Here is a 26,291-nt window from a genome sequence, read left to right as displayed (position 1 = left end):
AAGAAATCTTTATGTCTTTATCTGAAGAAGGCGAAGCGCATTCATTGTCACCAGCACGGTCGCGCCCGTATCGGCGAGGATCGCCGGCCACAGGCCGGTCAGACCGATGATGGTGGTAACGAGGAACACGACTTTCAGCCCGAGCGCGATGCTGATGTTCTGGAAAATATTGCGCATCGTCCGCTTCGAAAGGTCGATCATGCGCGCCACGTCGCCGACACGCCCGTGCAGCACGGCAGCATCTGCCGTTTCCAGCGCCACGTCGGTGCCGCCGCCCATGGCGATGCCGACATCGGCGGATGCAAGTGCCGGCGCATCGTTGATGCCGTCGCCGACCTTGGCGACGAACAGCCCTTCGCGCTTCAGTTCTCCGACGATGCGCTGCTTGTCCTGCGGCAGCAGCTCACCCTGCCAGTCGATGCCGAGATCGCCGGCAACGGCCGCTGCCGTGCGCTTGTTGTCGCCCGTCAGCATGATGGCGCGCACGCCCGCCGCCTTCAGCGTCGCAAGCCCGCTCTTTGCATCCTCGCGCGGCTCGTCGCGCATGGCAATCAGGCCGGCCGCAGCGCCGTTGACGAGCAGCACCGAAACGCTCTTGCCCGCGCCGTTCAGCGCCTCGACCTGCTCATCCTGCTCTGCGTTCAACGCCCCGCGCTCACGCGCAGCCGGCGGCGACAGGAGATCGAGCGTCTCGCCGCCCACCTTGCCGGTCATGCCTTTGCCGGGCAATGCTTCCACCTCGAAAGCGGGCGGCACGGGCACGCGATCGGCCTTGGCACGGTTGAGGATCGCCAGCGCCAACGGATGGCTGGAGCCCTGCTCCAGAACGGCAGCGCGCGAAAGCACCTCCGCCTCCGAACGTCCATAGGCAATGATATCGGTGACCTGCGGCTTGCCTTCGGTCAGCGTGCCCGTCTTGTCGAAGGCGACCGCTGTCACCTTGCCGAGCGATTCCAGGACCGCCCCGCCCTTCATCAGCAGACCGCGGCGCGCTCCCGCCGAGAGCGAGGCGGCAATTGCCGCCGGCGTGGAAATAACCAGCGCGCAGGGGCAGCCGATCAAGAGGATCGCCAGACCCTTGTAAACCCACTCGCCCCAGGCCCCGCCCGTCAGCAGCGGCGGCAGGACGGCGACCAGCGCCGCCACGACCACGACTCCAGGTGTGTAATAGCGGGAGAACCGGTCGATGAAACGCTCCGTCGGCGCCTTGGATTCCTGGGCTTCCTCCACTAGTTTGACGACGCGGGCAATCGTATTGTCCTCGGCAGCGGCCGTGACGCGCACGCGCAATGCGGCATCACCATTCACCGTCCCGGCAAACACCGTCTCACCCGCGCCTTTGCGCACCGGCGTGCTTTCGCCCGTCACCGGCGCCTCGTCGATCGCGCTTTCGCCGGAGAGAATAGTGCCATCAGCGGAAATCCGATCTCCCGGCCGAACGAGAATGACGGAACCGACCGCCAGCGTCTCGGCCGGCACTTCCTTCACCTCGCCGCCCGTCTCCAGCATCGCATTCTTCGGCACCAGCGTCGTCAGCGACTGGATGCTGGCACGCGCCTTGCCGGCGGCGACGCCTTCGAGCAGTTCGCCGACAAGGAACAGGAACACGACCGTGGCCGCCTCCTCGCCGGCATTGATGATGACCGCGCCGACGGCGGCAATCGTCATCAGCATTTCGATGGAAAAGGGCGTACCGGAAAGCGCCGCCATCACCGCACGGCGCGCGATCGGCACCAGCCCGACCAGCATGGCGACGACGAACGCATAGGAGGCGATCGGGGGCACCAGATGGCCCACGATATAGGCGACAACCAGGGCAAGGCCGGACAGGATCGTCAGCCGGCCTTTCCTGCTCTGCCACCAGGGGCCGGTCGTCGGCCCGTCACGGCCATGCAGGCCTTCGACTTCCCCGGCGCCATGCGAATGCCCGTGGCCCGAATGACGGTGACCGGCATGATCGTGACCGTGGCCTTCGTGATTATGGTCGTGATGCCAGTGATCATCATGCTCATGCCCATGGTGATCATGGCTATGCTCGTGACCATGGTCATGATCGTGATGCGCATGGTCATCATCAGTCCTGCTCGCGCGCGCAGGAGCCTTGCCCGCAAGCGGCGCAACCGAATAGCCAAGGCCGGTCACTTTCTTCTCGATCGCCTTGAGATCGCTGCTGCCGTCGTGGCGCACCGTCATCGTGCCCGCCGTCACCGATACGGAGACGTCTTCGACGCCGGGCACACGCCGGACGGCCGTATCGATTTTCGTTGCGCAGGCGGCGCAATCCATGCCGCCAACCCGGTACCGTGCCTGTGCTGCTTCGCTCATGATGTAAATCCTTGCTTGTAGGCAGCATCCTTCCTACATCCTCTAGCGACTAGAGGTGCAAGAGGAAAATCATGAAAAAGATCACCATCGGTGAAGCCGCCCGCCAAAGCGGCGTCAAAGTGCCGACGATCCGCTATTATGAAGGCATCGGCCTATTATCTGCGCCGAGCCGCAGCGAAGGCAACCAGCGCTCCTACGAACCGTCGGACCTCAACCGCCTCGCCTTCATCCGCCATGCCCGCGAACTGGGCTTCGAGATCGAGGCGATCCGCACGCTGCTGCAGCTCCAGGACGATCCGCACCAGTCCTGCGCCTCCGCCGACGCCATCGCCAAGGCGCGTCTCATCGAAGTCGAGCAGCGTATCCGCAGCCTGAACGCCCTGAAAGCGGAACTGGAGCTGATGGTCGAAGGCTGCGGCCATGGCCGCGTCGATCAGTGCCGGGTCATCGAGGTGCTTGCCGACCACGGTAAATGCGCCCATCCGCACCATTGATGACTTGCGCTCGCTGACCGCCCGCGCCAAGAAGGCGCGATGAAACAGAAGACGATCGCGATCATCGGCGGCGGCCCCGCCGGCCTTTCGGCGGCCGAAGTGCTGTCGGCAAGCGGCCACGCCGTTTCCGTCTACGACGCGATGCCGACCTTTGCCCGCAAATTCCTGCTTGCCGGCAAATCCGGCCTTAACATCACCCATTCCGAAGATTACGAGCGCTTCGCCACCCGCTTCGGAAAGGCCAATCCCCAACTGCGCGCCGCCCTCGACGCCTTCACGCCGGCCGATATCCGCGCCTGGGCGGCCGATCTCGGCACCGAAACCTTCGTCGGCTCCTCCGGCCGCGTCTTTCCCAAGGTGATGAAGGCCTCGCCGCTACTGCGCGCCTGGCTCGCCCAGCTGGAATTCCGCGGCGTCAAATTCTGCACCCGCCATCGCTGGGTTGGCCTTGCGCAGGGCGGCCACCTTTTCGAAACGCCCGAAGGCCGCATGACCATAGCCTGCGATGCGACACTGCTCGCACTCGGCGGCGCGAGCTACCCGCGGCTTGGCTCGGACGCCGGCTGGGTGCCGCTGCTCTCTGAACGCGGGATAGAAGTCGCACCGTTTCAGCCGGCCAATTGCGGCTTCGATGTCGCCTGGAGCGAGCTCTTCCGCGATCGTTTCGCCGGGGAGCCGCTGAAATCGGTGACGGTAACCTCGCGCGCCGGGACCTTGCCCGGCGAGTTCGTCATCAGCAGACACGGCATCGAAGGCAGCCTGATCTATGCGCACTCGGCCGCTTTGCGCAATGACCTGCTGCGGCATGGCGAGGCAATGCTGACGGTCGATCTTGCTCCCGGTCGCAGCCTCGAACGTCTGTCCCGCGATCTCGCCCGGCACGATGCCAAGACGAGCTTTTCCAACCGCCTGCGCAAGAGCGCCGGGATCGATGGCGTCAAGGCCGCGCTTCTCAGGGAGCTGACGCTGGAGTCGGACCGCCACGATCCGCACAGACTCGCCGCCGCCATCAAGTCCCTGCCGATCCCGCTGCTGCGCCCACGCCCCATCGCCGAGGCCATATCCTCTGCCGGCGGCATCGCCTTCAGCGCAATCGACGAGACCTATATGCTGAAACATCTCCCCGGCATTTTTGCCGCCGGAGAGATGCTGGACTGGGAGGCGCCGACAGGCGGCTATCTGCTGAGCGCCTGTTTCGCCACAGGCCGCGCTGCGGCCAGAGGCATCGAGAACTGGCTCAGCCGAAGGTGAAGGCGAAAGCCTGCACGCCGGGATCGAGGAAGCGGATCTCGAACGTGTGGTCGCCGACCGGCCCCGCTTCGCGCACCAGCTGGTAGAGCCGCTGCCCCGTCACCGTGCCGTTGCCGTCGGTGTCGGTATCCACGCCGTGACCGTCGCCCGGCGCCTTGCCGTCAACCGTCACCGTGAAGCGCACCGGCTTGCCGTCCGCGCCGGGTCCGAGGACCAGATGCAGGTCGCGGGCATGGAAGCGATAATAGATGCTGCCATCGGCGGCATTCAGCGATGCCTGTTCCGGGCCGACGGTCCAGTTGCCGGTCAGGCCCCATTCGTTCAGCTTGGGCGTTGCCGCGACGTAGTCATGCGCCGCATCGTTGATCGTGCCCTTGTCGTCGATAAAGTTTTCCGAACGCTGATAACCGATATAGGTTTCCGGCGATTGCACGTTGGCCGCATCCGAAGCGGCTTCTGCACCCGTCGCCTTCACATCGACGATATCGCTGGAGACGTTGGTCTTGCCGGCTTCGGCAAGCAATTGCTGGATCACCCGTTCGGACTGGTCGTAATCGCCCTCGCCGAAATGGTGGTGGCGGATCTGCCCCTTCGCATCGATGAAATAATGCGCCGGCCAGTATTCGTTGTCGAAGGCCCGCCAGATCGCATAGTCGTTGTCGACCGCGACGGGATAGGTGATGCCGAGATCGGAAATCGCCTTCTTCACGTTGGCGACGTTCTTCTCGAAGGCGAATTCCGGCGAATGCACGCCGATGACGACGAGGCCCTGATCCTCGTATTTCTCCGCCCAGGCTTTGACATAGGGAATGGCGCGCAGGCAGTTGATGCAGGAATAGGTCCAGAAATCGACGAGCACGACCTTGCCCTTCAGCTGCTCGGCCGTCAGCGGCGCGGAATTCAGCCATTGCACGGCCCCGTCGAGCGGCGGCATCTGGCCTTCGACCGGCAGCTGCTCGGCCACGCCCTTCGGCTTCATCGCCATCATCATGCTGTTGCCGCTCATTGCGGCCGGATTGCCGGACATCATCGTCTGGTTGTTGGCCGTCATCGCCATCGAGCCGCCGCCGCCCGCGGGCATCACGACCGACTTCATGGCGCCGGCATTGTCGGCCGTCTTCTGCTGACGGAACTGATCGACCAGCCCTTGTTCCAGAACATTGGTGCTGGCGAGCGAAGCCTGCGTCAGGAAGCCGGTATCCAGGCCAAGCGCGATCGCCACCACGGCGACGAGCACGGCAACGCCGACACCGCGCCGCAGCCATTCGCCGAGACCGAGCGACCGTTTCATCGCCTGATAGACCTTGCCACCGATGAGAAGCGCCAAGGCCAGCGAGGTCGCAGCACCGAGCGCATAGGCAAGCAGCAGCAGCGTCGTGCCGACATTGGCCCCCTGCAGCGCCGCCCCCGTCAGGATCAGGCCGAGCACCGGCCCGGCACAGGGCGCCCAGAGCAGGCCGGTCGCAACCCCGAGCAGCAGCGAGGCGGCTATGGCCGAACCGCCGCCGCGCGTGCTTTGATCGGCCGATTGCGACAGGCGCGCGCCAAGCGAAACGAGCGGCCGCGTCAGATAATCCGACAGCGCCGGAAACAGCAGGACGATGCCGAAGACGGCGAGCAGCACGATGGCGGCGTAACGGCCATATTCGTTGGCCTGCACGGCCCAGCCGCCGCCGACGGCTGCCAGCGTGGCGACCGCGGCAAATGTCGCCGCCATGCCGAGCAGCATCGGCAACGTGCTGCGCAGGAAGGGCTGGCCGGCGCGCGCAAAGACGAAGGGCAGCACCGGCAGGATGCAGGGGCTGACGATCGTCAGCACCCCGCCGAGATAGGCTAGGACAAAGAGAAGCATCGTAATCGTCCGTCGATCAGGCAGAAGCCGGGTGGAATGTCATGGCAACGCCGTTCATGCAGTAGCGCAGCCCGGTCGGCTTCGGCCCGTCGTTGAAGACGTGGCCGAGATGCCCGCCGCAGCGCCCGCAATGGACGGCATCGCGCACCATGCCGAAGGACGTGTCGCGCGTCGTGCCGACGACCTTGTCGTTAAGCGGCGCCCAGAAGCTCGGCCAGCCCGTGCCGCTGTCGAACTTCGTGGCCGAAGAAAAGACGTCCTGGTCGCAGCCCGCACAGGCGAAATTGCCCTTGCGCTCTTCGTGCAGCAGCGGGCTGGTGAAGGGATATTCCGTCCCCTCCTGCCGCAGCACCGAATATTGATCCGCAGTCAGCAGCTTGCGCCACTCTTCGTCGGTATGAGTGACGGCAAAGGTCTCCTCCGCCATCGCGGAACTGCCGAAACCGAGGCGCAGGGCAAAGGCGCCAAGTCCGGCAGTGGTCAGCAGCAATCGTCTGTTCATCATCGCTTTGCTCTCCTGGTCAGCAGCTGCGACAGGTTCACCTTCCCTGGTAGACAACGCCGGCTGGCATTTATTCCCAGCACGGCGATTTTCTTTCGCTGTTGCCTACTGAGGGAATTACGCAGCCGCGATCCGATCTGTTTCACCGCCATCAGCCCAAACACCGAAATGTGAAGTCAGAAACGCCGGCACCCGGCGCCTGCTGGTCGTTATATCTCCTTAGATACGACGCTATTGCGCAAAACCGCACCGGACAAGCGGACAGCCGTTCATATTGTCGCGATCACGAGGGACGAGCCGCCGGGTATAACTGTCTCAGAATTGCGACATCCGCCGTCAGGCAAATTCCATCCATACAATCTGCCGTCAGGCCGGCTCGATTGCAAAGCCGCCGCATTTACATCAGAATATGCGCAAGTTCCGTGGGAGGAGCCTTCATGCACGAACAATCCGCGCATGCGGAGCATGTCTACACGTGCGCGCAGCAAAATTCGGCTGCGGCCAGCTCGCCGATTGTGGCTTCCTGGCGCCGATGCATGACCATGTATCGGCTTGCGCCGGAGGACAAACGCGCGCCGCTGCGCCTCACGGAACAGGAGTTCCGCCTTGCGCGAGAGCAATCCGAACAATTGATCGCCGAGGCCCGCGACGAACTCGACCGTCTCTTTGCGACTGTCGGCAAGGCTGGCTGCTGCCTGCTTTTGACCGATCGCAACGGCATTGCGCTGGAGCGTCGGGGTGCGGCCGGCAACGACAAGGAATTCCACGACCTCGGCCTCTGGACAGGCTCTGTCTGGACCGAGGCCAGCATCGGCACCAACGGCATCGGCACGGCGCTTGCCGATGAGCGCGCCGTCGCCGTCTTCCGCGACCAGCATTTTTATTGCTCCAACATCAAGCTGAGCTGCACCACGGCGCCGATCCGCGATCACCGCGGCCAGCTCGCCGCCGCCCTCGACATCTCCACCTGCCGCGACGACGTCAACGAGATGACGCTCACCATTCTCTCGCAGGCTGTACGCGACGCGGCGATGCGCATCGAGCTCAACCTGTTCCGCTCCGCTTTTCCCGGTGCCCGTTTCGTCATGGTGCCGGCGGGCGCCAATTCCGCCAACGCATTGCTGGCCGTCGATCGCCATGATCTCGTCCTCGGCGCCACCCGCGCCGCCCGCCTTGCCCTCAAGCTGGACGACAGGCATATCGCCGCCGGCCTTCCGGCCTCCGATGCGCTGCACGAAGGCCGCGTCTCGGGAGAAGAGGAGATGGCCGAAGCGGAGAAAGCCGCCCTTTTAAGGGCGCTGTCGCGCACACACGGCAATGTCTCGCAGGCGGCCGCATCCCTCGGCATCAGCCGCGCCACGCTGCACAGGAAGATGAAAAAGCTCGACCTGCATTGAGGGTCGGGCAAGCGGTACGATCACAATTTCGTGGCGCTGCCCGAACCTGTCGCAACTCTGCGACACTGTGCACTGCGGTATTGGCCGGACGCCCTGTTCCCTCTGATAAAAGCGACACAGATTCCCCCCACTGGTTCGTTCCGGAACCTGTTCATCAAGGGAGGATGACATGCTTCATCAAAAAATCGTCGAGTCGCCGTTCAAGCTGAAATACGGCAACTATATCGGCGGCGAGTGGCGTGAGCCGATCGGCGGCAAATATTTCGACAACGTCACGCCCGTCACCGGCGGCAAGCTCTGCGAGATCCCGCGCTCCGATGAAAAGGATATCAACGCCGCGCTCGATGCCGCCCATGCCGCCAAGGATAAATGGGGCCGCACCTCCACCACCGAGCGCTCCAACATCCTCATGAAGATCGCCCAGCGCATGGAAGACAAGCTGGAGCTTCTGGCCCAGGCCGAAACCTGGGACAACGGCAAGCCGATCCGTGAAACCATGGCGGCCGACATTCCGCTCGCCATCGACCACTTCCGCTATTTCGCCTCCTGCATCCGTGCCCAGGAAGGCACGATCGGCGAAATCGATCACGACACCGTCGCCTACCACTTCCATGAACCGCTCGGCGTCGTCGGCCAGATCATACCCTGGAACTTCCCGATCCTGATGGCTGCCTGGAAACTGGCACCGGCCCTTGCCGCCGGCAACTGCGTCGTCATCAAGCCGGCCGAACAGACCCCCGCCTCGCTGCTTCTCTGGGCAGAACTCGTCGGAGATCTCCTGCCGCCCGGCGTGCTCAACATCGTCAACGGTTTCGGTCTCGAAGCCGGCAAGCCGCTCGCCTCCAGCCCGCGCATCGCCAAGATTGCGTTTACCGGCGAGACGACGACGGGTCGCCTCATCATGCAATATGCCAGCCAGAACCTCATTCCGGTCACGCTGGAACTCGGCGGCAAGTCGCCCAACATCTTCTTTGCCGATGTGGCGGCCGAAGACGACGATTTCTTCGACAAGGCGCTCGAAGGGTTCGCCATGTTCGCACTGAACCAGGGCGAAGTCTGCACCTGCCCGAGCCGCGCTCTCGTCCAGGAATCGATCTACGACCGTTTCATGGAGCGGGCCGTCAAACGCGTCGAAGCCATCAAGCAGGGCAACCCTCTCGATCCGGCAACGATGATCGGCGCACAGGCCTCCACCGAGCAGATGGAAAAGATCCTCGCCTATCTCGATATCGGCAAGCAGGAGGGCGCACAGGTGCTGACCGGCGGCTCGCGCAACGATCTCGGCGGCGAACTGTCTGACGGTTATTACATCAAGCCGACCATCTTCAAGGGCCACAACAAGATGCGTGTGTTCCAGGAGGAAATCTTCGGCCCGGTCGTCTCCGTCACCACCTTCAAGGATGAGAAGGAAGCGCTCGAAATCGCCAACGACACGCTCTACGGCCTCGGCGCCGGTGTCTGGACCCGCGACGGCAACCGCGCCTATCGCTTCGGCCGGGAAATCCAGGCCGGCCGCGTCTGGACCAATTGCTACCATGCCTATCCGGCCCATGCGGCCTTCGGCGGCTACAAGCAATCCGGCATCGGCCGCGAAACGCACAAAATGATGCTCGACCACTACCAGCAGACCAAGAACATGCTGGTGAGCTACAGCCCGAAGAAGCTCGGCTTCTTCTGAGAAGCCGGCGATCGTGCTACTATCGAGCCTCCTCCCTTCGCGGGGAGGAGGCATTGTCTTGGAGGAGGCAATCATGGAACAGATGGTCAATGGCGAGCCGCGCGTGCTCGCAACCGATGCAGCGCTCGACCTCATCAGGGAAATCCAGCGCGATTATCCCAAAATCCTCTTCCATCAGTCCGGCGGCTGCTGCGACGGTTCCTCACCCATGTGTTATCCGACCGACGATTTCATCGTCGGCGATCAGGACGTGAAGCTCGGCGAGATCGGCGGCGTGCCCGTCTATATCAGCGCCAGCCAGTTCGAAGCCTGGAAGCATACCCAGCTCATCATCGATGTCGTACCCGGCCGCGGCGGCATGTTTTCACTCGATAACGGCCGTGAAAAACGGTTCCTCACCCGCTCTCGCATGTTCGGCGGCGGCGAGGCCTGCGCCATTCCCGATGTCAGGACGCGGGAAACGACCTGATCGAGAAGCGCCTGTAGTATTCCCTTAGTACCCGCGGCCCGCGATCCTTTGTTAAAGTCCATCTGTTGGTTTTTACGGGAGGAAGAAATGCCAGCATCCAAGATTCTCATGATCACAGGCGATTTCACGGAAGACTACGAAACCATGGTGCCGTTCCAGACGCTGCTTGCCTGCGGCTACACGGTCCACGCCGTCTGCCCCGGCAAGACTGCCGGCCAGACGGTCGCCACCGCCATCCACGATTTCGAGGGCGACCAGACCTATTCGGAAAAGCGCGGCCATAATTTCGCGCTGAACGCCACCTTCGAAAGCGTGCGCGCGGAAGATTACGATGCGCTCGTCATTCCCGGCGGACGTGCCCCGGAATATCTTCGCCTCAACCCCGATGTCATCAAGGCCGTCAGGCATTTCTTCGATGCCAACAAGCCGGTCGCCGCGATCTGCCATGGCGCACAGCTTCTGGCAGCCGCCGGCGTTCTCAAGGGCCGTACCTGCTCGGCCTATCCTGCCTGCCGCCCGGAAGTCGAGCTTGCCGGCGGCACCTATGCCGATATCGCGATCAGCGACGCGGTCTCCGATGGCAATCTCGTCACCGCGCCGGCCTGGCCGGCCCATCCCTCGTGGCTGCGCCAGTTCATGACGGTACTCGACGCGGCAACGACCCTGGAGACCAACGCCGCCTGAGCGGACTGGCGGGAGGAACGTGATGTGTGAGCTGTTCATCAAGGCCGATGCCAGGCTCTGGGAAAGCACAACCCGGTCGCTGCGCATCGACGGCATGGTCACCAGCGTGCGGCTGGAGAATTTCTTCTGGTCGAAACTGGAGGAAATCGCCGCCCGCGACGGCATGAACGTGGTCCAGCTAATCACCAGGCTGCACCACGAATCGATCGATGCCGGCCACGATCTCGGCAACTTCACCTCGTTCCTGCGCGTCTGCTGCGCCCGCTATCTGGATCTCCAGCTTGCGGGCGATATTCCCGCCGATCTCTCAAGGCCCATTGCCGGCCTTAACGCCCCGGAAATTCTGGGGCGGGAGAAGCGGAAGTACCATTGAACTCGCCCTGAACCCGCGGCGATGATTTTTGGGTAGGCGGATTGCCCCTCTGCATGCGACAATCACGCCTGCCGCCGCCAGACCGCACCGCCCGGTTTGCCGGGGCGATGGGGACAGCGGAGGGCAAAATGCAAGCGATCGTGGTCGTGATGCGGCGGTATTGTGCGGCCGGCGGTGTTCCCAATGACTGACGGTTCGGCATTGCGCACGACGAACATGGCAGGTGCCATCCGCGAGGAATGGTTCCTTGGCGTCAGCGTCGCGACCAGCCTGGCTTTCCTTGCCTTCTCCGAGCAGATTTTCGCGAAAATTTCCGGCCCTTTCTGGTTTGCCGTCATTTTTCTCTGGCTTTTTTCCGTTGTGCTGGGCTCCGCCCTGTCGGTCGTTCGCCATGCCGATCATCTGGCCGAGCAGCTGCACGAGCCCTACGGAACCCTCATCCTGACCCTTGCCATCACCTCGATCGAAGTGATGGCGATCTCGGCTGTCATGCTGCATGGGGCAAACAATCCGACGCTCGCCCGCGACACGCTCTTTGCCGTCGTCATGATCATCTTGAACGGCATGGTGGGACTTTCGCTGCTCTCGGGCGCATGGCGACGGCAAGACCAGCAGCATAATCTGCACGGCGCCAATGCCTATCTCGGTGTCATCGTGCCCCTGGCAACGCTCAGCCTCGTCATGCCGACATTTCTCGCCGGTCCGGATGGCCCGCACCCCTCGGCCCCGAGGCAGATGTTTCTCGGCATCGTCTCGATCGGCCTCTACGGCATATTTCTCCTGCTGCAGTCCGGCCGCCACCAACGTTACTTCGCCGATGACGGCAATCATCACGAACAGCATGCCGGCACCATGCGGCACCACCGGCCGGTATGGCATCACGCGATGCTGCTGCTTGCCTATATGGGACCCGTCGTCTTCCTGGTCGAAGAACTTGCCCGGCCAATCGACTACGTGATCGAAACCCTGCACGCTCCGGCAGCATTCGGGGGCGTGATCATGGCGGTGCTGGTTGCGACACCCGAAGCGATCAGCGCCGTGCGCGCCTCCGTCGCCAACCACCTGCAGCGCGCCATCAACATCTTCCTCGGCTCGGTCCTGTCGACGATCGGCCTGACCGTGCCGGCCATGCTGGCGATCAGCCACCTCTACGGGCACCCCGTCACCCTGGGGCTTCAGGGTCCGGATCTTGTCATGTTCGTGCTGACGCTCGCCGTCAGCATCATCACCTTTTCCAGCGGCCGCACCAACCTCATGCAGGGCGCGGTTCACCTGGTCCTGTTCCTGGCTTACGTGCTGCTCATTACCCAGCAGTAAGCAGGAAGATGCCCCGATTGAGCCCCCGCCCGGGCCAGGCAACCGCCAATCATTTAGGCGCACCTAAATTACATATCGTAACCTATTGCAATTTCGGGTAATCCCGCGACATAGTACCGCATGCCTGAAATATCCGGCGGCTTCTGGGGGCTGCCGTCAAGGCACGCATGAAGACCGGGGCACATAGATCGTCGGGGCAGCAAGAATGCGTGAGGGATTGCATCGGGGCCTGCAGATTTCCGTAATGATCGTCGGCATGGCAGCGCTCGCCGCCTGCGATGGAAGCAGCAACACCTACGTCCCGCCGCCGCCGCCCGCCGTCCGTGTCGCGCAGCCGGTCCAGGAGCCGGTCACCCTCTATTTCGATCTGACCGGCAATACGGCAGCGCTGAACGCAGTCGATATAGAAGCGCGCGTTCAGGGTTATCTCCAGTCGATCGATTACCAGGACGGCATGGCGGTGACGAAGGGAACCAAGCTCTTCGGCATCGAGCGGGACACCTATCAGGCGCAGCTGGATCAGGCGAAGGCGACGCTCGCTTCGCAACAGGCATCCCAGGTCGGCGCCAAACAGGAATACGACCGCCAGCTCAACCTTATGAAACAGCAGGTTACGACGCAGACGGCCGTCGACAGCGCCAAGGCGACGCTCGACGAGGCCAACGCCTCCATCCTCAACGCTCAGGCCAATCTGGAACTCGCGACGATCAACCTCGGCTATACGGAAGTGCTCGCCCCCTTCGACGGCATTGTGACCAACCATCTCGTCGATATCGGCACGCTCGTCGGCGTCTCAGGCCCGACCAAACTTGCGAGCATCGTCCAGACGGACCCGATCTATGCCTATTTCAACGTCAGCGAAACCCAGGTGCTGATGATCAAGGACATGCTCAGAAAACAGGGACGCACGTTCAGGCAGACCGACCTGCCGAGCATCCCCGCCGAGCTTGGCCTGCAATCCGAGGAAGGCTATCCGCACAAGGGGCATCTGGATTACGTCTCGCCGCAACTCGACGCCTCCACCGGCACGCTTCAGGTCCGGGCTCTCTTCGACAACAAGGACAAGGCCCTACTGCCCGGCCTCTTCGTGCGCGTTCGCGTACCGATCGGCCAGAACGAGAAGGCACTGCTCGTCCGCGACGATGCGATCGCCACGAACCAGCTCGGGAGCTATGTGCTCGTTCTCGGAAAGGACGACACGGTCGAGCAGAAGCAGGTCAAGACGGGTCAGCGCGAAGGCGCTCTGCGCGTCATCGAATCCGGCCTCGACCCGGCCGACTGGGTTATCGTTCAGGGTATCCAGCAAGCCATACCCGGCGGCAAGGTCGCGCCGGAGAAAATCGATATGAAGACGCAGCCGGCAGAAGCCGGCGCCGATGCAAAGGCCGCAACGACGACGCAATAAGATCCGCCACCACGCTTCATCTGAAGGTCCAGGGACAACAGCATGATCTCGCGCTTCTTCATCGAACGGCCGGTACTCGCCAACGTTCTGGCGTTGGTCTTCGTCCTCATCGGCGCGGTGGCTCTCTTCCAACTGCCGGTCGCCCAATATCCCAATGTCGTTCCGCCGACCGTGCAGGTGACGACCCGCTTCCCCGGTGCCAGCGCCAAAACGCTTGTCGATACGGTGGCCTTGCCGATCGAGCAGCAGGTCAACGGCGTGCAGGACATGCTTTACATGCAGTCGACGAGCGCAAGCGACGGCACCTATTCGCTGACCGTGACCTTTGCCATCGGAACCGATCCCGATCAGGCGCAGGTGCTGGTACAGAACCGTGTCGCCATCGCCATGTCGTCGCTTCCGCAATCGGTGCAGGTCCAGGGCGTTTCCACCCAGAAGAAATCGACCGCGATCCTCGGCTTCGTCAGCCTGACGTCTCCCGACAGCCGCTATGACAGCCTGTTCCTCTCCAACTATGCGGTCATCAACCTGCAGAACGAACTGGCCCGTCTGCCGGGCGTCGGCAACGTCACCGTCTTCGGCGCCGGCCAGTATGCGATGCGCATCTGGATGGATCCGAACCTGCTTCAGGCCCGCGGGCTGACGCCGCAGGATGTCGTCAATGTCGTGCAGCAGCAGAGCCAGGAAGTGACGGCCGGCCAGATCGGCATTCCGCCGGTTCCAGCGGGCCAGACCTTCCAATATACGCTCAATATCAACGGCCGGCTGAACGACGCCGTCGACTACGAGAACATCATCGTCAAGGTCGATGGCGCCGATGGCGGCCGGGTGACGCGGATACGCGATATCGGCCGGGTCGAACTGGGTGCGCAGACCTATAGCCAGACCTTCATGCAGAATGGCCGCCCGGCTGCCGGCATCGGTATTTCGCAGCTGCCGGAGGCAAATGCCATTGCGGTGGCCCAGGCGGTCGATGCGAAGATGGCGGAACTCGCCAAGGCCTTCCCGCCCGGCCTCGAATATCATCTGCCCTTCGACACGACGAAATTCGTCAAGGCTTCCATCAACGAGGTCTATGTTACGCTGATAGAGGCCGGCGTTCTCGTTCTCATCGTCATCCTGCTGTTCCTGCAGGACTGGCGGGCCATGCTCGTGCCGGCGACGACGGTGCCCGTCACCATCATCGGCGCCTTTGCGGCAATGGCCGCCATGGGCTTTACGGTCAACCTGTCCACCCTGTTTGCGATCGTGCTTGCCATCGGCATCGTCGTCGATGACGCCATCGTCATTGTCGAAGGTGTCGCAAGGCACATCGAGGCGGGCATGTCCGGCCGCCAGGCCGCCGAAAAGGCGATGGACGAACTGCTCGGCCCGGTCATCGGCATTACGCTGGTGCTGATGGCCGTCTTCATTCCGGCGGCCTTCCTGCCGGGGCTGACGGGTCAGCTCTACCGGCAATTCGCGCTCGTCATCGCCGCCACGGCGCTGATCAGCGCCATCAACGCCGTGACGCTGAAACCGACGCAATGCGCGCTCTGGCTGCGCACGCCGGTGCCGCCCGAAAAACGCAATTTCGTCTACCGCGGTTTCAACAGGATCTACGACTGGGGCGAACGCGGATATGTCCGGCTGATCGGCGCGATGACGCGCCACGCCACCATCATGGTCGCATTGGCGCTGGCATTGATGGGTGTTGCCGTCTGGGGCCTCACGCGCGTACCGACCGCCTTCCTGCCGATCGAGGATCAGGGCTACGTGCTGATCGGCGCACAATTGCCCGACGGCGCATCCAAGGAGCGCACCGATGCCGTGATGGCGGACGTCGGCAAGATCGCCCAGGCCACACCCGGCGTCGATCAGGTCCTGACGATCAGCGGCATATCCGTTCTTGATAACAATGCCAGCCTGCAGAATGCCGGTGTTGCCTATGTCGTGCTGAAGGACTGGGACGAAAGGCTGAAGGAAAAGGGTCAGGATCTGCTGTCGATCTACCAGCATCTGAACGGCGCGCTGGAAAGCATACTGGTCGCAAAAACCCTGGTCATCGTGCCGCCCCCCATCCAGGGCGTCGGCAATGCCAGCGGCTTTACGATGCAGGTGGAACTCAAGAACGGCGTTTCCGACTATGCGCTGTTGCAGTCCCTGACCGACACGATCGTCAAGAACGGCGAAGCCCAATCCTCGCTGCAAAGGCTGAGCACGTCGTTCCGTTCGAACGTGCCGCAGCTAGAGGTCGTGGTCGACCGCATCAAGGCCGAGACGCTGGGTGTTACCGTCGGCCAGGTTTTCTCCGCGCTGTCGGGCTATGTCGGATCGAGCTACGTGACACAGTTCAACAAGTTTGGCCGTACGTTCCAGGTCTATGCCCAGGCATCCCCGCAATTCCGCGTCAGCCCCGACGACATCCGCAATCTGGAGGTCAAGGCGGGCGACGGCACGATGGTGCCGCTCGGAACCGTCGTCGATATCAGGCCGATGCAGGGCCCCTCGCTGATCAGCCTCTATAATCTCTACCCGTCCGCAACCATCGTTGGCGGACCTGCCGCCGGCTTCAGCTCCGGCCAGGCGCTCGACGTCATGGAACAGATCGCCGACCAGACCTTGCCGATCGGGACCGGCTATGAATGGACGGCGCTCTCCTATCAGGAAAAGGCGGTCGGCGGACAGATCTACTATATATTCGCGCTCGGCATGCTGCTCGTCTACTTCGTGCTTGCGGGTCAATATGAAAGCTGGATCCTGCCGCTTGCCGTGCTGCTGGCCGTTCCGCTTGCCCTGCTCGGCACGGTCGGCGCGCTGATGGCGGCGGGTGTCGCCAACAATCTCTATACCCAGATCGGTTTGATCCTGCTGATCGCGCTGGCATCGAAAAACGCCATCCTGATCGTCGAATATGCGCGTGAAAAACGCGAGGAAGGCATGGAGATCCTGGCTGCAGCGGTCGAGGCTGCCCGCCTGCGTTTCCGTCCGATCCTCATGACATCCTTCGCCTTCATTCTGGGTGTCCTGCCGCTCGTTCTGGCAACCGGCGCCGGCGCCTCCGCCCGCAAATCGATCGGCATATCGGTCTTCAGCGGCATGATCGCTTCGACCTGCCTTGCCGTGCTGTTCGTCCCGTCCTTCTACGTGGTGCTGCAGCGCCTTGAAGAATTCAGAAAGCGCCGCAGCAAGGCCCCGGCTGTCGCAGTGGCGGAGATGAACGTGCAATAGGGCCGTCCCGGCGGCATTTCCGCAATCCGGGTGAAGCGGAAATGCCCGAGCCTCCGACAGGGCCTACTCTACGATCACCTGCACGTAGACGCCGCCGCTCTTGGCGTAGTAGAGGCCGCCGCAGCGGTAATAATAGCCGCCGTAATAGGGGCCGTAGATGCAGCCGGGAGGCAGAACGGCAATCGTCGTCGCCGTTCGCCGGACGACCCGGCGCGTCGTGCGCCGGGCGACACCGGCATAGGAGAGTGGCGTCAACGGCCGGCCGATCACGGCGCCCGCCGGTGTGGCAAAGCCGATCGACACCGGCAGCGGGCCGTTCGCCTCCAAGCGAAAATCGGCAAAGGCCATCGCACCGGCAAGGCAGAGGGCGAAAAAGAGCTTGCTGCGGGTCATTGCATACCTCCTGTAACGGTCGGTGCCGGAAGCTCATCGATCGATTGCAGTTCGCTCAGGTCCACGGTCTTGGCATTGGCCGGGATCTCGATGTCGTAGGATGTGGCGGCAACCTCCGCGCCACTTTTGAAGTCGCGGATCTCGAGTGTGTATTGCGGTGCCTGGACGACGTGTTTGCTGGTGATCACATAGCGTCGCGGTATCGGCTGCGGACCCGTCTGAATCCAGATCTGCCAGTCGAGTTCCGGTGTGCGGAAAGCCAGGTAGGCGCATTCCACGCCATCCACAAAGGCGCTGGAAATGTGCTTTGCCTCGGTCACGTCGGTCATCAGGATATCGTAGACATGATCGGACAGAAGATCGGCGCCCGGCGCTTCCACGCCGGCGTCGGCGAGCCTGTCGATCAGCTCGTCGAGCGAGCCCTTGCCGGCGATCTTCGCATAGGCATCGAGGTTCTTGCCATGTACGGTCAGCGTCGAACCGTCGAAGCTGACGTCGATATCCGCAAAGCCTCCGGTTCTGGTGACGCGCAGCTTGTCGGGCCGGGTGATATTGGCCGTGCCCGAACTGACGAATTGCAGCTTCTCGAAGTCCGGCGTCACCGCCTCGAGCGAGGATTGGTAGCTGAAGGATATCGTCTTCTGCTCCACCAGAAAATCGGACATCGCCTTGAGAAGCTCTTTTGCGTCATCCGCCCATGCATGCGTCGGCAGCACAAGGCCGGCGGCAACGGCGCAAGAGCGCAGTATTCGTTTCAATCGCGATAGATGAGAAGTCGATGACATGGCAACTGCCTTTCATTTGTGTCGTCATTGAATTCAGCGCATGCGGACAGTCGGGGTCGTCTACGGCGCGGCTCTGCAGAACCATCAGGAGAATGCCTGACGGCTCAGGCATTCCCGGCAAAACCGGATAAGAATTGGAAGCGCGCTACAGGCCCGAGGTCAGAACTTTATGGCAGGCCGGCGAAACGCGCTGCAGATTGTCCCGCAGGCATGCGATCACCCGTCCGCCGCCGATCGGCACCATCCGGCAGAAAGCGCGGAAGTCAGGCCCGCAGCTTTCCCGCACGATCATCACCTCCTCGCGCGGAGAAAAGTCGGGCATGGCAGCCGGCCGGGTTGCCGGCGGCGCGGCGGCCGCCGCAGCACCCGCGCCGGCCGCGGGCGCGCCCGCCGTGCCGATGGCTGCGACGGCCTGCTGGCAAGGCGCCGACAGGCGGGCGCTATGCTGTTGCAGGCAAGAAAGCGCTGCAGCACCTCCCGGGGTCACGCCGGAACATTGCGCCATGAAGTCGGAGCGGCAGGCCGACTTGACGGCATCGCGCTGCGCCTCAGTCGGCTGGGCCGCCGCCTGAGCGCCGGCCGACGGGGCCGGCGTCGCCGTCTCCGTTGTAGCGGGCGCTGTCTGAGACGGCTCCGCGGATGTCGATTTCGGCTTGGCGGTAATCGCCGATACGGCCTTGCGGCAGGCCGGGGAGAGGGTGGCGTCGTGTTGCTGCAGGCAATTCAGCGCCTCCATGCCTCCCGGCTGCACGCCGGAGCATTGCGCCATGAAATCGGACCGGCAGGCCGATCTGACCGCGCTCTTCTGCTCTTCGGTCGGCGCCTGTGCGAAAGCCAATCCGCAGAAAAGACCAGCCGCGCAGAAGACGCCCAGCTGTGACAGGCCGAACGGAAACCAGCGCCCCTTGCGTGTTGCCGATCGAGAAGATGCATATTTTCGCATTGTCCCCTCCCTCGAAAGTTCATCGATCTACGGCATGAAAACAATTGTTCCGGCTGAATGAGACGGCAGGTCTCAAGAGGTCGAAAAACCAGAACGTGCAGACGTTAAAATTCCACGCAAGATTACTTTACCACGTTCGAATATTCGATAGTAGACCCGAATATTCGAAGAAGTGTTAGTTGCCGTTACTGTAGCAATAACCCATAAGTACTATGTTCTTCTGCGCATTAGCAACACAGCCGGAACCGTCTGCGCTTCGCGCCGGCTCGTTCTGCCTGCCGCAACCGGTGCCATTCGGGAAACAATGGCCACGCGGCGCTCTCGCCGCCACGCCCGCGCTATGTCGGGACCGAAAGCCTGCGCAGAATTTCGGTCAGCCGGAAAACCACTTCACGGCTGGCGCGGCTGAGCGGCCGCTGATGGCCGGTGACGAGCGTGACGTGCCGGGTGATGAAGGGATTGCGGATGACGCTGCTTGCAAACATCCCGTGCCGCGTCTCGTCGGCAATCGTATGCGGCGCCTTCACCATGTAGCAGCCGCAATGGGCAGCCATCGCCTTCTGGCCAATGGTGGAATCGACGTCGGCGATGATGTTCAGCGGCACTTTCATCCGCCGTGCGACGGAATCCACCATGATGCGCAAGCCGTTGGTGCGGGCCGGCAGAACGAGATCGAATTCTGAAAGCCGCGCGAAATCGATTTCCGGCGGCAGGTTCCATCCCTCCCGCGGGCCGGCAAGCACAAGCTGGGATTCCAGTAGCAGTGCGTTCCGGCTCCACGGCCCCTCGCGATATTTGCTGTAGGCGCCGATGTCGATCGTGCCTTCCGCCAGCCAGCGCTCGATCTGGTCGCTGAAGCCCTCGTAGACCTGCAGGCGGATGCCCGGAAGCTCGGCGCGCAACTCGTTGACGAGGCGGGGAATGGCCGGCTCCACGATCGATGTCGGCAGCCCGATGGAGACGATTCCGCTCGGCAAGCGGCTGAAAGCCTTGAGATCTTCGGCAGCCTGATCCGCCTCGCGCAGCAGGAAGCGTGCCTTTGTCAGCGCCTCCTCGCCAAGCTCGGATAGCGTAACGCCGCGGCCTGTCCGATAAAATAGCGGCCCGTCCCATTCCGCCTCCAGATCGCTGATCACCCGGCTGACGGTCGGCTGCGCCACCCCTGTCGTGACGGCCGCCTTGCTGAAGCTGCCGAGTTCCGCCGCGCGCACGAATATCCTGAGATCGGCAAGCTCCATCGCCCGTCCTCCCATACGGAAAATGAATATCCGATATAGGTAACATGTAGTGGACGAATGGCAAAGCAGCAGTTTAACCTTCTGTTCATGCACGGAGGAGGCCTGCGCAAAGAGCAGGTTGTGCATTCGGAAGTATTTCACGGGAGGAGAGTGGCAATGCTTGCCAGAACACGCATGTATTTGTCTGTCGGAAGCGGGTTGGCAGCGCTGTTGATATCAAGCGCTGCATGGGCGGAAACGCAGGTCGTCCGCTTTCTTCATAACGAAACCGATCCGCCGAGCATCGAATTCTTCAACAAGGCGATCAAGGAATTCGAGGCTCAGAACCCCGATATCAAGATCGAGATGGAAGCCGTCAGCACCGACGGGCGGCTGCAGAAAGTCCTGGCCTCCATCAACACCAAGACCATGCCGGAAATCTTCAAGATCCTTCCGGAAGAGCGCTTCGAATTTGCGCGCAAGGGGTATCTCGTACCGCTTGACGACATGGTCAGCGAAATCGGCCGTGACGACTACGTGCCCGGCTCCCTCGTACCGGTCGAAGGCAAGATCTTCGACATTCCCTACACGCTCGGCAATTACGGCGTGCTCTGGCAGCGCGACGACCTTCTGAAGGCGAAGGGCATTTCCACCCCCAAGACCTGGGACGACCTGCTTGCCGACGCCAAGGCGCTGACCGGCGACGGCAATTTCGGCTTCATGTTCCCCGCCGGCAAGAACCGCATGACCGGCATCTTTCTGTCGCAGATGATCTGGGGTGCCGGCGGCACCTATTTCGACAAGGATCTGAACGTCACCTTCAACAATCCTGGCACCGTCAAGGCGCTGACCTTCCTGCAGCAGATCGCCAAATTCTCGCCGCAGGGCGTCGGTTCCTATTCCTATGGTGACATGATCAACGTCTATCTTACGGGCAAGATCGGCATCGATATCTATGCGCCGCGCCTCATCGTCAATGCGGCCCTGAACACGCCCGATCTCTTCAAGAACACCAGCGCCGGTGATATTCCGTTAGGCCCGAGCGGCGTTCCGGTGAAATTCGTCAACTCCAACAGCTTCGCTCTGTCTTCCGAAGCGGTTGGCGCCAAGAATGTCGATGCGGCCCGCAAGTTCCTGAAGTTCATCGTCACCGGCGACCGGCTCAGGGATTTCTCGCTCACCGTTCACCCGCACCTCATCCCGCCGCTCAAGGACGTGCAGGAAGAGGTCATCAAGGCGGGCGCGGCCGCAAGCCTGAGCGGCCGTGAGGATATTTCCCGCATCGCCTTCGACACGTCGAACTCGCTCGATTTCGAATCCGAGGCCGGCGCCCAGTTCAAGGACGGCAAGGTCATCCGCTCCGGCGTGGTCAATCCCTACATCGGCTCGATCGTCGCCCGCGACATCCCGGCCCAGGTCGTCCAGCGTGTCGTCCTTCAGGGTGAGGACCCGGCAAAGGCTGCCGCCTGGGGCCAGGAGCGTATGCAGGCCATCGTCGACGATCTGAAGAAGAAGAAATAGCCCAGCGTAGAAAGTCCGCGTGCCGGACACGCGGACTCCTTTTTTCAGGAGAGTCATATGTCAGAGGAACAACCGGCGGCACCGGTCGTATCGCTACGCGAACGCGTCAAGTCGCCTCCAGCGCAGGCAATGGTGGATTCCTACTTCGGCCCCGCCGTTGCAGCCGGGATCCGGTTCCAGTTCGAGCCGGAAATGCGCATCCATCTCGCCCATGCCGTCATGCTTGCCGAATGCGGCATCGTCAGCCGGGAGGATATTGCCCGCATCCTGGTCGTGCTGGCCGAACTCCAGCAAAGCGGCGTCAAGGCGCTTACCATCGACTACCAGCAGGAAGACCTCTATTCCTATATCGAGCGCTATATCGTCGAAAAGCTCGGCCCCGAGACGGGCGGCCGCCTTCACACCGGCCGCAGCCGCAACGACCTGCACACCACATCCTGGCGACTGGTCCTGCGCTCTCAATTGCTCAATCTGCTCGATGTCGTCGGCAGGCTACGCCGCACCCTGCTTGATCTCGCGGAAAAACATGTCGAGACGGTCATGCCCGGCTATACCCATACCCAGCATGCTCAGCCGATCTCCTTCGGTTATTACCTGCTCGCCGCCGCCGATCTGGTGGAACGCGACTATGGCCGGCTGATCCATGCTCTTGGCTGCTGCGACCGTAGTCCGCTCGGCTCCGGCGCCCTGTCCACCACCGGCTTCCCGATCGACCGCGAGATGACGGCCCGTCTGCTTGGTTTCGCCCGGCTGGTGGAAGTCGGCTATGACGGCGTCTCCATCCGTGACGACCTGCAGGAAGCCTCGGCCGCCCTTGCGGTGCTGATGACCGGCGTCTCCCGTCTCGCCACCGATATCCAGAGCTGGAACACGATGGAATTCGGCATGCTGGAACTCGATGATGCCTATTCCAGCGTCTCCAGCATCATGCCGCAGAAGAAGAACCCGCAGGCGATGGAGCACGTCAAGGCCGTCGCCGCCATGGCGGTCGGCAACCTGAACATGGTTCTCGCCGCCTCGAAGAACACGGCCCTGGCCGACGTCAACGACGGCGTTTCCGCCGGCAATGCGCCGGCCATGGACATGCTCGAACGCGCCACGCGCGCAGTGGTCGTCTTCGAAGGCGCAATCCGCACGCTCACCGTCAAGCCGGAGATGATGCTGCATCTTGCCGAAATCGGTTTCGGCACGGCGACCGAGCTTGCCGATATCATCGTTCGCGAAGCCGGAATGTCCTTCCGCATGGCTCACAATATCGTCGGCCGTGTTGTCCGCCAGACCATCGAGGCGCATCATACCGCGATGGACATCACCTCGGCCGATCTCGACGAAGCGTCGCAGGCCCTTTTCGGCCACCCGCTCGGCATTGCCGAGGACGTCGTGAGACGGGCGCTCAATCCTTCCGAGAACCTGAAGAGCCGCATAGTCACGGGCGGTCCCGCTCCGGTGCGCATGGCCGAGATGATCGCCGGAAGGAATACGACCCTCGAAGCCGACCTGGCAGGCATTGCGGCGATCAGATCCCGCATCGCCGCGGCAGATAAAACCCTTATGGAACAGGCTCGCCGGATCATCGGCGACACCGGTTTGCAGAGCCCTTCCCCCACCGCGAGAGAAAGTCATGGCACGAGTTGAAATCAATCAAGTCAGCAAGATCTTCACAGATCACACGGCTGTTTCCGATGTCAGCCTGACCGTGAACGACGGCGAATTCCTGGTACTTCTCGGCCCCTCCGGCTGTGGCAAAAGCACGCTGCTGCGGATGATCGCCGGCCTGGAGCTGCCGACCTATGGAGACATCTTCATCGGCGACCGCAAGGCGACCCGGCTGCAGCCGAAGGACCGCAACATTGCCATGGTCTTCCAGAACTACGCCCTCTACCCGCATCTGACGGTCTATGAAAACATCGCCTTCCCGCTGCGCGTGCGCGGTGCCGACAAGAAGGCGACCGACGAGAAGGTCAGATGGGCAGCCGAGCTCGTCGGCCTCACCCGCATGCTGAAGCGCAAGCCGCGGCAAATGTCCGGAGGCGAGCGCCAGCGCACCGCCTTGGCCCGCTCGCTGGTACGCGATCCCGACGTCTTCCTGCTCGACGAGCCGCTCTCGAACCTCGACGCCAAGCTGCGCCACTCGGCGCGTGAGGAATTGCGCCAGTTCCAGGATCGCGTCGGCGTCACGTCCATCTACGTGACGCATGACCAGGTGGAGGCCATGGGCCTCGGCGACCGTATCGTCGTCATGCAGGCGGGCTCCGTGCGCCAGATCGGCACGCCGGAGGAAATCTACCTCAATCCTGCCGACACGTTCGTCGCCACCTTCATGGGCTCTCCGCCGATGAACCTCGTCGCCACCGGCGAGGTGACGCTCGGCTTCCGCCCGGAAAACTTCCTGCCGAAGGCAAGCTTTGCCGAAAACATCCCGGTCACGAACATTGCCTTCAACATCCACCGGGTGGAATATCTCGGCGGCGACCGGCTGCTTTACGGCACGGTCTCGGGCAATCTTCCCGAGACCGCCGTCATCGCCCGCATCCCGTCCAGCGTTCACTACAGCCCGATCCTCAACACCGAAGTGCCTTTCGCCGTCGCCAACAGCGAGCTGCGCCGCTTCGATACGGCAAGCGGCAAGGCGATCGTGGCCGAGCCGATGGGAACGAGGAGGACGGCCAATGGCTGAGCGCAACACAGCTCTCGCCGGCGACCGGCTGCTGGCCTATGCAACGCTCGCTCCGAGCGCCTTCCTTCTCCTGCTGCTCGCCGGGGTGCCGACCATCACCGTGTTCGTGACGGCGACGCAGGATGTCGGCATGGGCGATACCAGCGGCCCTTTCATCGGCCTGGAAAACTTCGTCTGGGTCTTTGCCGAACCCGCCTTCTACACGGCGCTCTGGAACACGTTTGTCTGGGTGTTCGGCAGCGTGGCGCTGGAAATGCTGCTCGGCCTTGGCCTGGCGCTGCTGCTCAACAAGAGCTTCAGGTTCCGCGGTGCCGCCCGCGCCGTCATTCTCGCGCCCTATCTGGTGCCGACGGTCGTGGCGGTTCTGACCTGGCGCTACATGCTGCATGACATCGTCGGCATCATCAATGCCGGCCTGATCGATATCGGCCTCATCAGCCAGCCGCTGCTCTGGCTGAACAGCCAGGGGCTGGCAATGGTCTCCGTCATCATGGTCGGCGTCTGGAAGTTCTTCCCCTTTGCCGTCATTGCCCTTCTCGGCATCCTGCAATCCATCCCGCAGGAACAATACGAGGCAGCCAAGATCGATGGCGCCTCGGATTTCCAGCAGTTCTGGCGCATCACCCTGCCCTATGTCATGCCGGTCTTCCTGCTGACCGCGTTGTTGCGCACCATCTGGTCCTTCAACAAGTTCGAGATCATCTACCTGATGACCGGCGGCGGTCCGCTGGATGCCACTACGACCCTGCCCATCCTCGTCTATCTCAAGGCTTTTTCGGATTTCGAATTCGGCCGCGCAGCAGCAATCGCGATCGTCACGCTCGCCATCCTCTGCGTCCTGCTTGCCGTCTATTTCGTCTTCATCAAGAGAGCGGAGGCACGCCAATGACCGCCATCGCGCCGACTGTCCCTTCGTCCCTGCCGCGCAACCGCGAGATCGCCGACGTTCACTATCTGGCGTCGAAGATCATGCTCTACCTGCTGGTCTTTGCCGCCGTCAGCGTGGTCGGCTTCCCGCTTTTCTGGATGCTGATCTGCTCCTTCAAGCCGGGCAGCGAACTCTACGCGACCCCGCCGACCTTCCTGCCGAACCAATGGACGCTGCAGAATTATCGGGACCTCTTCATCCAGACGAATTTCCTGACCTATTTCGCCAACAGCCTCATCGTCGCCTTCGGCTCAACCTTCCTGTCGCTCATCGTCGGCGGATTGGGCGCCTATAGCCTCAGCCGTTTCCGCTTCTTCGGCATTGCGGCTTTTTCGAACGCGACGCTCGTCTGCTACATGCTGCCCGAAGTGCTGATCGTGCTGCCGCTTTACATCTACGTGGTCAAGCTTGGCATGGCCGATACGCTGATCTCGCTGATCATCGCCAACACGGCCTTCACCCTGCCGCTCGCTCTGTGGTTCATGCGCTCCTACTTCAACGCTATTCCCGTGAGCCTGGAAGAAAGCGCCATGATCGACGGCTGCACGCGGCTTGGCGCCATGATGCGCGTGACAGTGCCGCTTGCCCTGCCGGGCATCGTCTCGGTCGGCGTCTTCAGCTTCAACCACGCCTGGAACGAGTTTCTCTTCGCGCTGGTCTTCGTTTCCTCGGAAACGAACAAGACCCTGCCGTTGGGGCTCGCCACCTGGATCGGTCAGGACAACATCTATTCCTGGGGCATGCTGCTCGCGGGCGCGGTGCTGGTCACCATACCGGTCATCCTTTTCTACCTTCTCGTCCAGCGCAAACTGGTGGTCGGCCTCTCGGAAGGCGGCACCAAGGGCGAATAACCTCTTCAGACACCCGGAG

At 62.5% G+C, this 26,291-nt stretch carries 23 protein-coding genes; 16 read left to right on the top strand and 7 right to left on the bottom strand.

The window, feature by feature from the left end:
- Window positions 1–9: 9 nt before the first annotated feature.
- Window positions 10–2,325, bottom strand: a complete 2,316-nt coding sequence (locus tag ACFPWW_RS04790) for a heavy metal translocating P-type ATPase (protein ID WP_377310737.1) — start codon at window positions 2,323–2,325, stop codon at window positions 10–12.
- 71 nt (window positions 2,326–2,396) lie between these two features.
- On the opposite strand from ACFPWW_RS04790, the gene ACFPWW_RS04785 reads away from it, so the two are divergent.
- Window positions 2,397–2,819 carry a MerR family transcriptional regulator gene (locus tag ACFPWW_RS04785; protein ID WP_112563461.1) on the top strand — a complete coding sequence of 141 codons (423 nt, stop codon included), beginning with the start codon at window positions 2,397–2,399 and terminating at the stop codon, window positions 2,817–2,819.
- A 39-nt stretch (window positions 2,820–2,858) separates the two neighbouring features.
- Window positions 2,859–4,070 (top strand): TIGR03862 family flavoprotein, encoded by a 1,212-nt coding sequence (locus tag ACFPWW_RS04780; RefSeq protein ID WP_377310735.1) that lies wholly within the window; start codon window positions 2,859–2,861, stop codon window positions 4,068–4,070.
- Here the strand turns inward: ACFPWW_RS04780 and ACFPWW_RS04775 are convergent.
- Window positions 4,057–5,922: a cytochrome c biogenesis protein DipZ gene (locus ACFPWW_RS04775; protein WP_377310733.1), complete on the bottom strand. Its 1,866-nt coding sequence runs from the start codon at window positions 5,920–5,922 to the stop codon at window positions 4,057–4,059. The two genes, ACFPWW_RS04780 and ACFPWW_RS04775, sit on opposite strands and share 14 nt — an antisense overlap.
- A gap of 16 nt (window positions 5,923–5,938) precedes the next feature.
- On the bottom strand, window positions 5,939–6,427 hold the full coding sequence (gene msrB / locus ACFPWW_RS04770; RefSeq protein ID WP_112563455.1) for a peptide-methionine (R)-S-oxide reductase MsrB: 489 nt from the start codon (window positions 6,425–6,427) through the stop codon (window positions 5,939–5,941).
- Window positions 6,428–6,861: 434 nt separating this feature from the next.
- On the opposite strand from msrB, the gene ACFPWW_RS04765 reads away from it, so the two are divergent.
- The 8 genes from ACFPWW_RS04765 (at window position 6,862) to ACFPWW_RS04730 (ending at window position 16,957) form a co-directional block, all read left to right on the top strand.
- Window positions 6,862–7,821: a helix-turn-helix domain-containing protein gene (locus tag ACFPWW_RS04765; RefSeq protein WP_112563453.1), complete on the top strand. Its 960-nt coding sequence runs from the start codon at window positions 6,862–6,864 to the stop codon at window positions 7,819–7,821.
- 169 nt (window positions 7,822–7,990) lie between these two features.
- A complete protein-coding gene (adh, locus tag ACFPWW_RS04760; protein ID WP_112563451.1) occupies window positions 7,991–9,499 on the top strand; it encodes an aldehyde dehydrogenase in 1,509 nt (502 codons plus the stop codon).
- A gap of 73 nt (window positions 9,500–9,572) precedes the next feature.
- The gene (locus tag ACFPWW_RS04755; protein WP_112563449.1) at window positions 9,573–9,968 is read left to right on the top strand and encodes a DUF779 domain-containing protein; all 396 of its coding nucleotides are present in this window, start codon (window positions 9,573–9,575) and stop codon (window positions 9,966–9,968) included.
- 87 nt (window positions 9,969–10,055) lie between these two features.
- Window positions 10,056–10,652, top strand: a complete 597-nt coding sequence (locus ACFPWW_RS04750; RefSeq protein WP_112563447.1) for a DJ-1/PfpI family protein — start codon at window positions 10,056–10,058, stop codon at window positions 10,650–10,652.
- A 22-nt stretch (window positions 10,653–10,674) separates the two neighbouring features.
- Window positions 10,675–11,025 carry a ribbon-helix-helix domain-containing protein gene (locus ACFPWW_RS04745; protein ID WP_112544467.1) on the top strand — a complete coding sequence of 117 codons (351 nt, stop codon included), beginning with the start codon at window positions 10,675–10,677 and terminating at the stop codon, window positions 11,023–11,025.
- 183 nt (window positions 11,026–11,208) lie between these two features.
- A complete protein-coding gene (locus ACFPWW_RS04740; protein WP_377310729.1) occupies window positions 11,209–12,342 on the top strand; it encodes a calcium:proton antiporter in 1,134 nt (377 codons plus the stop codon).
- Window positions 12,343–12,547: 205 nt separating this feature from the next.
- Entirely contained in the window at window positions 12,548–13,747 is a 1,200-nt protein-coding gene (locus tag ACFPWW_RS04735; protein WP_112754863.1) for an efflux RND transporter periplasmic adaptor subunit, read from the top strand.
- Between the two features lie 42 nt (window positions 13,748–13,789).
- Complete coding sequence (locus tag ACFPWW_RS04730; RefSeq protein WP_377310727.1) at window positions 13,790–16,957, top strand: efflux RND transporter permease subunit; 3,168 nt, start codon at window positions 13,790–13,792, stop codon at window positions 16,955–16,957.
- A gap of 63 nt (window positions 16,958–17,020) precedes the next feature.
- Here ACFPWW_RS04730 and ACFPWW_RS04725 read toward each other — a convergent pair whose 3' ends face one another.
- The 3 genes from ACFPWW_RS04725 to ACFPWW_RS04715 all read right to left on the bottom strand — a co-directional run bounded on the left by ACFPWW_RS04725 (window position 17,021) and on the right by ACFPWW_RS04715 (window position 19,018).
- Complete coding sequence (locus ACFPWW_RS04725) at window positions 17,021–17,350, bottom strand: hypothetical protein (protein ID WP_112563439.1); 330 nt, start codon at window positions 17,348–17,350, stop codon at window positions 17,021–17,023.
- Window positions 17,347–18,135 carry a DUF2092 domain-containing protein gene (locus ACFPWW_RS04720; protein ID WP_377310725.1) on the bottom strand — a complete coding sequence of 263 codons (789 nt, stop codon included), beginning with the start codon at window positions 18,133–18,135 and terminating at the stop codon, window positions 17,347–17,349. Before ACFPWW_RS04720 ends, ACFPWW_RS04725 begins: the two co-directional genes overlap by 4 nt.
- 145 nt (window positions 18,136–18,280) lie before the next feature.
- Complete coding sequence (locus ACFPWW_RS04715; protein ID WP_377311077.1) at window positions 18,281–19,018, bottom strand: hypothetical protein; 738 nt, start codon at window positions 19,016–19,018, stop codon at window positions 18,281–18,283.
- Here ACFPWW_RS04715 and ACFPWW_RS04710 point away from each other — a divergent pair.
- On the top strand, window positions 18,903–19,139 hold the full coding sequence (locus ACFPWW_RS04710) for a hypothetical protein (RefSeq protein ID WP_377311086.1): 237 nt from the start codon (window positions 18,903–18,905) through the stop codon (window positions 19,137–19,139). The genes ACFPWW_RS04715 and ACFPWW_RS04710 overlap by 116 nt on opposite strands.
- Window positions 19,140–19,416: 277 nt before the next feature.
- Here ACFPWW_RS04710 and ACFPWW_RS04705 read toward each other — a convergent pair whose 3' ends face one another.
- A complete protein-coding gene (locus ACFPWW_RS04705; RefSeq protein WP_162706868.1) occupies window positions 19,417–20,316 on the bottom strand; it encodes a LysR family transcriptional regulator in 900 nt (299 codons plus the stop codon).
- A gap of 156 nt (window positions 20,317–20,472) precedes the next feature.
- Between ACFPWW_RS04705 and ACFPWW_RS04700 the strand changes: the two genes are divergently transcribed.
- The 5 genes from ACFPWW_RS04700 to ACFPWW_RS04680 are packed head-to-tail and all read left to right on the top strand — an operon-like array spanning window position 20,473 to window position 26,272.
- Window positions 20,473–21,816: an ABC transporter substrate-binding protein gene (locus ACFPWW_RS04700; protein ID WP_377310722.1), complete on the top strand. Its 1,344-nt coding sequence runs from the start codon at window positions 20,473–20,475 to the stop codon at window positions 21,814–21,816.
- A 57-nt stretch (window positions 21,817–21,873) separates the two neighbouring features.
- Window positions 21,874–23,451 carry an argininosuccinate lyase gene (gene argH, locus ACFPWW_RS04695; protein ID WP_377310720.1) on the top strand — a complete coding sequence of 526 codons (1,578 nt, stop codon included), beginning with the start codon at window positions 21,874–21,876 and terminating at the stop codon, window positions 23,449–23,451.
- Window positions 23,438–24,493, top strand: coding sequence for an ABC transporter ATP-binding protein (locus ACFPWW_RS04690; protein WP_377310719.1), 1,056 nt, complete (start codon window positions 23,438–23,440; stop codon window positions 24,491–24,493). The genes argH and ACFPWW_RS04690 overlap by 14 nt, the downstream gene beginning before the upstream one ends.
- On the top strand, window positions 24,486–25,382 hold the full coding sequence (locus ACFPWW_RS04685; protein ID WP_112756259.1) for a carbohydrate ABC transporter permease: 897 nt from the start codon (window positions 24,486–24,488) through the stop codon (window positions 25,380–25,382). Before ACFPWW_RS04690 ends, ACFPWW_RS04685 begins: the two co-directional genes overlap by 8 nt.
- Entirely contained in the window at window positions 25,379–26,272 is an 894-nt protein-coding gene (locus ACFPWW_RS04680; RefSeq protein ID WP_112563424.1) for a carbohydrate ABC transporter permease, read from the top strand. Before ACFPWW_RS04685 ends, ACFPWW_RS04680 begins: the two co-directional genes overlap by 4 nt.
- Window positions 26,273–26,291 lie beyond the last annotated feature (19 nt).

Source organism: Rhizobium sp. GCM10022189 (assembly GCF_042656325.1).
Lineage (GTDB): Bacteria > Pseudomonadota > Alphaproteobacteria > Rhizobiales > Rhizobiaceae > Rhizobium.
This window is presented reverse-complemented; position numbering and strand designations above follow the sequence as displayed.